Genomic DNA, 10,223 nt, shown 5'->3' with positions numbered 1-10,223 from the left:
CGGGGGGGGTGTCCTTTGTTTTTTTTCTCAGCGCCCCACCTCCAACCCACACCCCCCCTTTCTTTTTTATTTTGCCCAAACCTCGCCCCCCGCACTGGGGGGGCCCCCCCCCCCCCCGGGCCCCCCGCCCCCACGGCCACACTTCGTACCGGCTGCCGCTACTTCAGCCTGGTGCCGGTGGAGCGCAGGTTGGCGCAGGCCTCCGTGACGCGCTTGGCCATGCCCGCCTCGGCGGACTTGCCCCAGCTGCGCGGGTCGTAGACCTTCTTGTTGCCGACCTCGCCGTCGACCTTCAGCACACCGTCGTAGTTGCGGAACACGTGGTCCACGATCGGGCGGGTGAAGGCGTACTGGGTGTCGGTGTCGAGGTTCATCTTCACGACGCCGTTCTCCAGCGCGGTGGCGATCTCCTGCTCGGTGGAACCGGAGCCGCCGTGGAAGACGAAGTCGAACGGGGACTTCTTGCCGTACTTGGCGCCGACGCCCTCCTGGAGGTCCTTCAGCAGCTCGGGGCGGAGCACGACGTTGCCCGGCTTGTAGACGCCGTGGACGTTGCCGAAGGAGGCGGCCAGCAGGTAGCGGCCCTTCTCGCCCAGGCCGAGCGCCTCGGCGGTGCGCAGCGCGTCGTCGACGGTGGTGTACAGCTCGTCGTTGATCTCGTGCGTGACACCGTCCTCCTCGCCGCCGGTCGGGGTGATCTCGACCTCAAGAATGATCTTGGCGGCGGCGGCCTTGGCCAGCAGCTCCTGGCCGATGGCCAGGTTGTCGGCCAGCGTCTCGGCCGAACCGTCCCACATGTGGCTCTGGAACAGCGGGTTCTCGCCCCGGGCGACGCGCTCGGCGGAGATGTCGAGCAGCGGACGCACGTAACCGTCCAGCTTGTCCTTGGGGCAGTGGTCGGTGTGCAGCGCGACCGTGATGTCGTACTTGGCGGCGACGATGTGCGCGAACTCGGCCAGGGCGACGGCGCCGGTGACCATGTCCTTGTTGTACTGGCCGCCCAGGAACTCCGCCCCACCGGTGGAGATCTGGACGATGCCGTCGCTCTCCGCCTCCGCGAAGCCGCGCAGTGCAGCGTGCAGGGTCTGGGTCGACGTCACATTGATGGCCGGGTAGGCGAACTTGCCTGCCTTCGCCCGGTCGAGCATCTCGGCGTAGACCTCGGGGGTTGCGATGGGCATCTGACCGCTCCTTGGGATATGCGGGTGTGCGTTGCTGGTTCCCTGACCTGGGGGCGACGTCATCGTCGCCCCTATCTTCCCAGACTCTCGTTCCGGCTCCACCCGGCCCACCGCCGGGCCGGTCCGGCAGCCGCTCGGCAGACATGCGGAAGGGGCGGGCCGTTTCACGTGAAACAGCCCGCCCCCGGAAAAATCCGCAGGTCAAAGCCGGATGTCAGGCCAGGTCGAGATCGGCCACCGAGTAGACGTGGACGTACGGCAGGCCCGCCTCGGCGATGGCCGGAGCAGCACCCCGCTCCACGATCACGGCCACGGCCACGACCTCGCCACCGGCCTCGCGCACCGCCTCGACGGCCGTCAGCGGCGAACCACCGGTGGTCGAGGTGTCCTCGACCACCAGGCAGCGGCGGCCCTTCACGTCCGTGCCCTCGATGCGGCGCTGCATCCCGTGCGCCTTCTGGGCCTTGCGGACGACGAACGCGTCCAGCTCCTGCCCGCGCGCGGCGGAGGCGTGCAGCATCGAGGTGGCGACCGGGTCGGCGCCCAGCGTCAGCCCGCCCACGCAGTCGTAGTCCAGCTCGGCGGTGGCGTCGAGCATGACCTGACCGACCATCGGAGCGGCCTTGCCGTCCAGCGTGATGCGGCGCAGGTCGATGTACCAGTCGGCCTCAAGACCCGAGGAGAGGGTCACTTTGCCGTGTACCACGGCCTTGTCCTTGATCTGCTGGAGCAGCTCAGCACGTACGTCACTCATGGCTACGAGCTTAGAGGCTGCCCGGCAGACCGCCGCCGGGGCGGGATCCGGGGCCGGAGCGCGAGCCGGCGCCCGGGTCAGAGCCGGCGCCAGCTCCACGTCGTCGCGATCTCCAGCGGATCGATCGGGGTGACGTAGCGGGGCTCGGTGTTCAGCCCGTTCGGCGGGCCGGACTGCGGCTCCACGCAGACCGCCTCGTCCTGCTCGTCGTAGATCACGACCCACTCGGTCCGGCTCTTCACGGTCAGCTCCAGCTGCTCCGGCCAGGTGAGCGTCACCTCGACGCCGTCCGGCATCCCGAAGCAGTCGTCCCAGGGCCCCTCCAGGGGCGGGATGCGGCGGCCGGTCGGCAGATGGTCCTCGCCCCGCTCCTCCTGCCAGGCCGCGTCGAATGCCACCTCCACGTCCTTGCCACCGCCGCCGAGGTTGCGCAGGAACCAGGGGTGCCAGCCGGCCTGCGCCGGGAACGAGTCCCCGTACGTCTCGATGCCGAAGGCGAGGGTGAGCGAGTCCTCGGCCAGTTCGAAGGTCTGGGTCACCCGTCCCGGGTACGGCCAGGGGTCGGCGAGGTCGTAGTAGAACGACGCCTCCCGTTCGGCCAGCCGGGCGGTGTGCCAGGCGGTGTCCCGGCCGGTGCCGTGGATGGCGTGCGGCGGGGCGTTCAGCGGCAACCGGTGCGGGACGTCGCCGTTGTGGAACAGCCCGTTCCCGGTGCGCCCGCACCACGGCACCATCGGGAAGCAGCCGTACCGCTCCCCCTGCCGCAACAGTTCGGTGCCACCGATCCGCAGGCTGTCGATGCGACAGCCGTTGGCGGGATTCACGGTCAACTCTGTGTCGCCGACGGACAGCCGGACGTCCTTCTCGCTGCTACTCACCCGTCCGACATTACTGGCGCGACCGCTACCGCCGCCGCCTCAACGCCCTGGTCACCACCACGGCGGACGCCAGAGCCAGCGCAGCGGCCGGGGCGACCCAGCGGAGCGTGGCACCCGCGGTGGTCGAATCGGGTGACGGGACGGGGGCGTACCGGCCGCGCGGCGGCGCGTGGTCGACCTCCTCGGCGCTGCGGCCGATCATGGTCCGCCTGGCGTGCGCGGCCTCCGCCGGGGGGTTCTCCGGGGCGGTGAACTCCGTCTCGGACACAGGGTCGAGCGGCGGCGGGGGCACGGGCGCGTCGAAGACGGAGCCGGTGCCCGGAGGGTTCCCGGGAGTCCCCGGCTCCCCCGGCCGCCCTGCCGAGGGCGCCTCGTCCGCCGAGGCTTCATGGGTGGGCGGTACGCCATCGGTGTCACCGGTGCTGTCGGGTCCGTCGGGTCCGTCGGCTTCCGGGGTGATGTCGCGGGCGGTGGCCGCACCCGTCGTGTCGGCCTCCTCGGCCGCCTCCTCGATGGCCTGCTCCACGGCTTCGCCGAGCGGCCCGTCGGGCTCACCGGCGGCCGCCAGCGTCTCCGTCACCAGCTGCTGGGCGAAGCGGTCCAGCAGCCGGCGGGCCGCCGCGAGCACCGCCGCCGCGTCCAGCTCCAGGAGCCGGCCGTCGCCGCTCGCGGTACCCGTGAACCCGATCGCCGTACCGCCGTCGCGCTCGGTCAGCCCGATCGTCAGGCTCAGCTTCACCGAGCCGCTGCCCCGGGCCTCGGTGCCCTCGCCGGTCACCAGGATCCCGACCCCGGCCCCGGACCCGGCCCCATCGGTGAGCCGCAGCGCGCCACGGTAAGTGATCGTGTGGCCGTCGACCCGGATCCTGAGCCGGCCGGAGAGCGGGCCCGCGGACGAGTCGGCGTCCTGCTGCAGGCCCGGCACGCATCGCGCGACACGGGCGGGGTCACCCAGCGTCCGCCTCAGGGACGGGGCCGGAACCGGAACGAACACCTCATGCTCCATGGAAACCGAGCCTACTCAGCCCCGACCGTCGCGTCAGCGGTTCCGCCTCCAGAAGCCACCCCCACCCCGACCGCTCCGCCCCGTCCCCACCCCCACCCCCACCCCGATCACGCCACCCGGACCGGCCCCCGCTCACCGGTCCTCCCAGTACCGCGGATGCACCAGTGTCGACGGCGGCAGCCCCGGCAGCCGGGCGCTCTCCGTCCGCCGCCCCGCGTCGACCAGTCCGGGCTCCGTCATCGACCGCAGCTCCGGGGCCTTCGGGGCAAGGCCGAGCTCCGGTCTGCACCCCGCACCGGCGAGGACGAAACCCCAGCCGTGCGCGCGCTGCTCCCGGTGCGTGGCCCGGTCGGGTCCGGCCGCGGAATCGACGGCCGGACCGCTGATCCGGTACGGGCGGGTCCCCAGGCCCGCCGCCCTCATCGACGCCTCGACCGTCCAGAACGTACGCGGCCGGGACGTCGGCTGGCCCCCGTGCACCACCACCCGGCCGCCGGGCGCGAGTGCCTGGGCGACCAGGCCGTAGAACTCCGCCGAGTAGAGCTTCGTGCTGGTGGAGATCCCGGGATCGGGCAGATCGGAGATCACCACGTCGTAGCTGCCGTGCGCCGCCCGCATCCAGTTGAAGGCGTCGGCGGCGACGGCGGTGAGCCGGGGGTCGCGGAACGCGTGGCCGTTCAGCCCCGAGAGCGCCGGGTCGGTACGGGCCAACCGGGTGACGTCCCGGTCGAGCTCGACCACCGTGACGTCGCGCACGTCCGGGTAGCGCAGCACCTCCCGGGCGGCGAGACCGTCGCCACCGCCCAGGATCAGCACGTGGGCGCGCGGCCCGTTCATCGCCGGGTGCACCAGCGCCTCGTGGTAGCGGTACTCGTCGCGCGCGCTGACCCGCAGCCGGCCGTCCAGATACAGATCCAGGGAGTCGCGGCCCGACCCCGTCAGCACCACCTCCTGGACCTCGGTCTGCACCGCGACCCGCACCGCGTCCCCGTACACCGCACGCCGCGCCGCCCGCTCGAAGTCGTCGACCAGCGCGGTGGCGACGGCCAGCAGGGCGATCACCGCCACGTTGAACACGATCAGCAGCCAGCGGGAGCGCGGGGTGAGGTCCCGGCGGAACACCCACAGCACCAGCGCCCCGCCCGCCGCCGCGTTGACCGCGCCGGTGAACAGCGCCCCGGTGAGCTGCCCGAGCATCGGCAGCAGCAGGAACGGGAACGCGAGCCCGCCGACCAGCGCGCCCACGTAGTCGGCAGCGAACAGATCCGCGACGGCGCCGCCCGCATCCTGCCGGTCGACGCGCTGGATCAGGGTCATCAGCAGCGGGATCTCCGCACCGATCAGGATCCCGATCGTGAGCGAGAACCCGACCAGGGCGTAGCGCGACTCCCCGATCCAGGCGAACGACGCGTACAGCACCAGCGCCGAGGAGCCGCCGACGAGCGCGAGCGCCGCCTCGATCAGCCCGAAACCCACTGCGGCACGGCTGCGTAAACGTTTCGCGAGAAGCGAGCCGACGCCCATCGCGAAGACCATCACGGAGAGCACGACCGATGCCTGGGTGACGGAATCACCGATCAAGTAGGAGGCGAGGGCCACCAGTTCGAGCTCGTACACCAGACCGCAGGCCGCACAGACGAAGACCGCGGACAGTACGAGATACCGGCCGGTCCTCGGCCCTACGGGAAGAAACGCCGCGCCCCCTCGCAGCGACACCTGCTGATCGATCATGATGCGAACGCTACGTCACGATCACGTGGCAGCCTGTCACCCACAAGGGTGCAAGTGGCGTGCTCACAACGGAGTTGGGACTACTCAGAGCACTGCCGCCGACTTCCGCACTCCCACTCGGGTGCGCGTCACCACCAACTGCCCCTCCTGCGGGTACGCGTGCCAGGTGCGCCACCGCACCTGGCCCTCGGTCCGCTGGGCGAGCATGGCGGTGAATGCGTGCGGACTGCCGGGGAACGTACCGGCGAGACCCTGCGGATGGTCGGCGACCAGCGCGAGGAGTTCCTGCGCGCGGCCCGCGAACGAGCCCTCCGAGAGCGTCTCGACGCGCGCCGCGAATTCGTACTCCCATTCCCCGAGCCGCTTGGAGACCCCGAGCGGGAGCGGGGTGCTGCTCCCGGGGATACAGGCCACGGTTTCGGAACAGGTGCCGCGGTCCTCTTCGAGGAGCACCTGGTGGGAGGCGCCGAGCAGGCGCATCTGGAGTCCGGCACCCGCGAGATCGAGGTCGAGCACGGCCAGGGCGGGGAGCGGTTCGCGCCCCAGCGTCCAGGCCAGGTCGGCGGCGCGGGTATCGGAATAAGCCGTCTGGAGGGTCGTGAGCATGAGTCGGCTCCGCAAGCAAGCATGGACACATGGACAGGGGACGCCCCGACGTGGTGCACGTGGGAGGGGTAGCGCCCAATCAGGTCCAACTGGGGTCCGAGGGCTGAATGTTCTCTCAAACCGAGGGAACCACGAATAAGCCGCATCCACAGCGGTTTTACCCAACTTGCCGTGGTTTCCATCCCGTCGGGGGCCTCTCGGATCACCTGTTCACCGGCAACTCGCAAAAAGCCCCAACAAAAAGGTGCCCGGCGGGAGTTCACCCACCGGACACCTCCGGAACCAGCTGTCCGGATCAGCTTCCGCCGCCGCATCCGCCCCCGCCGCCACACGAAGAACCGCCACCGCACGAGGAGTGGCCGCCGCCGCACGAATGGCCTCCGGAGTGCCCGGAGCTTCCGCTTCCGCAGGACGAACCGCCGCCACCGTCACCCCCCGCCCACCAGCCGCCCCCCGCGCCGCTGCCCACGGCCCCCCGCCGCGCGCCCCGCCTGCCCGCCTTCGACCGGTTCCCGGCCTTCACCAGGACCGAGACGAGCAGCACGATCAGACCGACCGCGATCACCACACCGACGAATACCTTCACCGGCCTCACGCCCTTCCGTCCCCCGAAGCGAGGTCCCCCGCTTCCACGCGCTTCCCGCGTGTGTGGGGGATGCCCCCGGCCCCGAACGGCCAAAGCAGACTTGAGCAACTCCAGAGCTTCCGCGCAGGATGACAGCCATGACAAAGGGACGACCGCTGCTCAACCGCCGCCTCGACGGGTTCGGCACGACGATCTTCGCGGAGATGTCGGCGCTCGCCGTACGGACCGGCTCCATCAACCTCGGCCAGGGCTTCCCCGACACCGACGGCCCCGAGGAGATCCGCGAGGCCGCGGTCCGGGCGCTGCGCGACGGGCACGGCAACCAGTACCCGCCGGGCCCCGGCATCCCCGAACTGCGCACCGCGATCGCCGACCACCAGCAGCGGCGCTACGGCATCTCCTACGACCCCGACACCGAGGTCCTGGTCACCGCCGGAGCCACCGAGGCCATCGCCGCAGCCATGCTCGCGCTGCTGGAACCCGGCGACGAGGTCATCGCGTTCGAGCCCTTCTACGACTCGTACGCCGCCTGCATCGCCATGGCGGGCGGCGTCCGCGTACCGCTGACCCTGCGCGCCCCGGACTTCCGCCCCGACCTCGACGCCCTCCGGGACGCGATCACGCCCCGCACCCGGCTGCTGCTGCTGAACAGCCCGCACAACCCGACGGGCATGGTCCTCACCCGCGAGGAGCTGACCACGATCGCCCGACTGGCGGTGGAGCACGACCTCCTCGTGGTCACCGACGAGGTCTACGAACACCTGGTCTTCGAGGGCGAACACATCCCGCCGGCCTCGCTGCCCGGCATGCGCGACCGCACGGTCTCGATCTCGTCCGCCGGCAAGACCTTCTCGTACACCGGCTGGAAGGTCGGCTGGGTCACCGCGAGCGCCCCGCTGACCGCAGCCGTCCGGACGGCCAAGCAGTACCTGACCTATGTCAGCGCGGGCCCGTTCCAGTACGCGATCGCCGAGGCGCTGCGCCTGCCGGACTCCTACTTCGACGACTTCCGCGCCGGCCTCCGCCACAGGCGCGACCTGCTCGGCGACGGACTGCGCGCGGCCGGGTTCGAGGTCTACCGGCCCCAGGGCACGTACTTCATCACCACCGACATCGCCCCGTTCGGCGAGAAGGACGCCTACGCCTTCTGCCGCGCCCTCCCCGAACGCTGCGGCGTCGTCGCCGTCCCCAACTCCGTCTTCTACGACGACCCGGACGCCGGCCGCGGCCAGGTCCGCTTCACCTTCTGCAAGCAGGACGAGGTCCTGCACGACGCGGTCGGCCGGCTGCGGCGGCTGGCGTCCTGAAACGGCGCCACCCCGGGGCGGCGGTCACGAGGACCGCCGCCCCGGGGTGGGGTGTCACTGCCGTGCGAGGGCTCAGGCGCTCGGGGGGACCGGGTCCCCGCCGTCCACCTTCTCCTCGGCCGGGGTCAGGCCCAGGCGCTCCTGCAGCCACTTGTCGAACTCGATCGAGGCGCGCACCCAGCTGACCGTCGACGAGACGAAGTGCTCCAGGCTGACGCCCGTACCGATGAGCATCTGCGCCTCACCGATCAGACGGACCGAGACCTCGGTTTCCTCGGAGCCCTCCTCGGGCTCGTGGGTGTGCGTGTAGACCTTGGGCCACAGCGTGCGGCGGTTCCAGTCGTCGATCGCGTCGAGCAGGACCGGGCGCTGGTCCGCGGCGTGCGGGCGGTCGTAGAACGTACGGACCGAGAAGACCTGCTGCTCGTCCTCGCCCCGGAACATGAAGTACGTCCGGAAGTCCTCCCACGGCGCCGCGAGGTCGCCCTCGTCGTCGACGACGAACTTCAGCTCCATCTGTTCGAGGAGCTGCTTGACGAGGTCCTGGTCAGGGACAACGGGGCCCTCGGGTCCTGCCGCCTGCGGTTCGGGCTGGCCCCCGAAATTCGGAATCGAGGACGGATCGATAGACATCGCTGGGTACTCCTGTGGATCGCTCGTGGTTTCCTGCCGACGACCCTAGCCGCGTTTCGCCGCCAGGGGGGTCCGGGCCTGCCTATGCCTTCCGGGGAATCATCTGCGCATCGGCTGCCCGCGCCCGTGACCAGGCGGCGGCGGCAAGGATCGCGCACAGCACCCCGAGGAGTCCGGACGCGCCGATGGTGTTCGCCGACGAGCCGGTCAGCTCCGTCGCGACACCTCCGAGGGCGACGCCGATCCCCTGCATGGCGGTCACCCCCGACCTGGCCAGCCCCAGCGCCTGGCCGCGCTGGTCGACCGGTGTCAGGAGTACGAAGGTGGCCCCGGCGGTGATCTGGTAGGCGGAGCACACCCCGGCCACCATCAGCAGGAACATGGCCGCGCCGACGCCGGGATCGAGCCAGTAGGCGACCAGCGGCAGATTCGCGCCGATCGCCAGCGGTCCCAGCAGACGGCGCCGCGACTCGTCGCCGACCCCGGCCCGCCCCAGCAGGGCCGCCCCCAGCACCATTCCCGCCGGGTGCGAGGCGAGCAGGAGCCCCACCGAGTACGTGCCACCGCCGGCCTCGTCCGCGAACGGGGCGGCCAGCCCTTCGGGCAGGACGACGAACCCCGCGAGCCACCCCAGTGCGAGCAGCGACCGGAGTCTGCGGTCCGACCAGATCAGCCCGGCCGCGCCCCCGACCTGTGCGCCGAGCCGCTTCTTGCGGGCATCCGCACTCGCTGCGGGACGGGCCTTCACGCCGAACCTGACCAGCATCGCCGAGAGGAGGAAGGTCAACGCGTTCACGCCCAGCGAGAGGTTGCTGCCCAGCCACGCGGCCAGCAGACCTCCGCCGGCGAAGCCGACCAGCTGTCCGGTCTGGTGGGTGATCTGCATGACCCGCTGGCCGCGTTCGTACCGCTCGGCGCCGAGCACGGTGGGCAGCAGCGCGCCCTGGGCGGCGCCGAAGGGCGCCTCGGCCAGCTGCGCCAGCACCAGCAGCCCCGCGAGCAGCGGCAAGGGCATCCCCGGCAGGGCCATCAGCCCGACCAGCACCATCCGCACCAGGTCGCAGCTGATCATGACCGTGCGCCGGGGGAACCGGTCCGCCAGGCCGGACAGGAGCACCCCGGACAGCAGCGCGGGCAAGGTGGTCAGCGCATACGTCGCCGCGGTCCACCCTGGCGAGTCGGTGCGTTCGAACACGAGCAACGACAGGGCCACGCGTGCCAGCTGATCACCCAGGATCGACTGGGCATATGCAGCCCAAAGGGTACGGAATTCGCCAAGGTGAAAGAGATTGTCAGATCTGGGCTTTTTGGGCCCCGAATTTATCTCATCGCCTATCCGCTCGTTCATGCGGGCACGCTACCGACTGCCGAATTCCGCCCCTAACTGTGCCTGCGAGCAGGCCACGAAGGACGCCGTGAGGTGTCCTGATTATTCGCGCGACACCGGGCGGAAGCCGCCCGCGCCCAAACAGAAGTCCCTTGTCAGGGGCGGGTGATGCAGCCGGCGGCGGGGGCGGTCCGGGAGATGCCGCCCATCGGCG

The 10,223-nt window shown here is 71.1% G+C and carries 9 protein-coding genes; 1 reads left to right on the top strand and 8 read right to left on the bottom strand.

Going from position 1 to position 10,223, the window contains the following annotated elements:
• Positions 1-158 precede the first annotated feature (158 nt).
• From fbaA to ACFYY7_RS29520, 6 genes are all read right to left on the bottom strand, one after another.
• Positions 159-1,181, bottom strand: a complete 1,023-nt coding sequence (gene fbaA, locus ACFYY7_RS29545) for a class II fructose-bisphosphate aldolase (protein WP_388666195.1) — start codon at positions 1,179-1,181, stop codon at positions 159-161.
• A gap of 214 nt (positions 1,182-1,395) precedes the next feature.
• Positions 1,396-1,935, bottom strand: a complete 540-nt coding sequence (gene pyrE / locus ACFYY7_RS29540) for an orotate phosphoribosyltransferase (RefSeq protein WP_266731675.1) — start codon at positions 1,933-1,935, stop codon at positions 1,396-1,398.
• Positions 1,936-2,012: 77 nt separating this feature from the next.
• Positions 2,013-2,813 (bottom strand): aldose 1-epimerase, encoded by an 801-nt coding sequence (locus tag ACFYY7_RS29535; protein WP_388666192.1) that lies wholly within the window; start codon positions 2,811-2,813, stop codon positions 2,013-2,015.
• 25 nt (positions 2,814-2,838) lie between these two features.
• Positions 2,839-3,819, bottom strand: coding sequence for an SRPBCC domain-containing protein (locus ACFYY7_RS29530; protein ID WP_388666189.1), 981 nt, complete (start codon positions 3,817-3,819; stop codon positions 2,839-2,841).
• A 132-nt stretch (positions 3,820-3,951) separates the two neighbouring features.
• Positions 3,952-5,550, bottom strand: a complete 1,599-nt coding sequence (locus ACFYY7_RS29525) for a polyamine aminopropyltransferase (RefSeq protein WP_388666186.1) — start codon at positions 5,548-5,550, stop codon at positions 3,952-3,954.
• Positions 5,551-5,634: 84 nt separating this feature from the next.
• Complete coding sequence (locus tag ACFYY7_RS29520) at positions 5,635-6,156, bottom strand: DUF2617 family protein (RefSeq protein ID WP_388666183.1); 522 nt, start codon at positions 6,154-6,156, stop codon at positions 5,635-5,637.
• A gap of 723 nt (positions 6,157-6,879) precedes the next feature.
• Between ACFYY7_RS29520 and ACFYY7_RS29515 the strand changes: the two genes are divergently transcribed.
• Positions 6,880-8,049 (top strand): pyridoxal phosphate-dependent aminotransferase, encoded by a 1,170-nt coding sequence (locus ACFYY7_RS29515; RefSeq protein WP_388666181.1) that lies wholly within the window; start codon positions 6,880-6,882, stop codon positions 8,047-8,049.
• Positions 8,050-8,121: 72 nt separating this feature from the next.
• Here the strand turns inward: ACFYY7_RS29515 and ACFYY7_RS29510 are convergent, their stop codons facing one another.
• Positions 8,122-8,682, bottom strand: coding sequence for a YbjN domain-containing protein (locus ACFYY7_RS29510; RefSeq protein WP_388666178.1), 561 nt, complete (start codon positions 8,680-8,682; stop codon positions 8,122-8,124).
• A gap of 82 nt (positions 8,683-8,764) precedes the next feature.
• Complete coding sequence (locus ACFYY7_RS29505; RefSeq protein ID WP_388666175.1) at positions 8,765-10,030, bottom strand: MFS transporter; 1,266 nt, start codon at positions 10,028-10,030, stop codon at positions 8,765-8,767.
• Between the last annotated feature and the right edge of the window lie 193 nt (positions 10,031-10,223).

Origin of the sequence: Streptomyces sp. NPDC001933, assembly GCF_042890955.1 — a bacterium.
GTDB lineage: Bacteria > Actinomycetota > Actinomycetes > Streptomycetales > Streptomycetaceae > Streptomyces.
Note: the sequence above shows the minus strand (reverse complement) of the source record. Positions and strands in the feature narration are given on the sequence as shown.

Bases quoted from the DNA above. Each gene is read 5' to 3' on its own strand.
- fbaA (WP_388666195.1), bottom strand. From the start codon at position 1,181: ATGCCCATCGCAACCCCCGAGGTCTACGCCGAGATGCTCGACCGGGCG.
- pyrE (WP_266731675.1), bottom strand. From the start codon at position 1,935: ATGAGTGACGTACGTGCTGAGCTGCTCCAGCAGATCAAGGACAAGGCC.
- ACFYY7_RS29530 (WP_388666189.1), bottom strand. From the start codon at position 3,819: ATGGAGCATGAGGTGTTCGTTCCGGTTCCGGCCCCGTCCCTGAGGCGG.
- ACFYY7_RS29525 (WP_388666186.1), bottom strand. From the start codon at position 5,550: ATGATCGATCAGCAGGTGTCGCTGCGAGGGGGCGCGGCGTTTCTTCCC.
- ACFYY7_RS29520 (WP_388666183.1), bottom strand. From the start codon at position 6,156: ATGCTCACGACCCTCCAGACGGCTTATTCCGATACCCGCGCCGCCGAC.
- ACFYY7_RS29515 (WP_388666181.1), top strand. From the start codon at position 6,880: ATGACAAAGGGACGACCGCTGCTCAACCGCCGCCTCGACGGGTTCGGC.
- ACFYY7_RS29510 (WP_388666178.1), bottom strand. From the start codon at position 8,682: ATGTCTATCGATCCGTCCTCGATTCCGAATTTCGGGGGCCAGCCCGAA.
- ACFYY7_RS29505 (WP_388666175.1), bottom strand. From the start codon at position 10,030: ATGAACGAGCGGATAGGCGATGAGATAAATTCGGGGCCCAAAAAGCCC.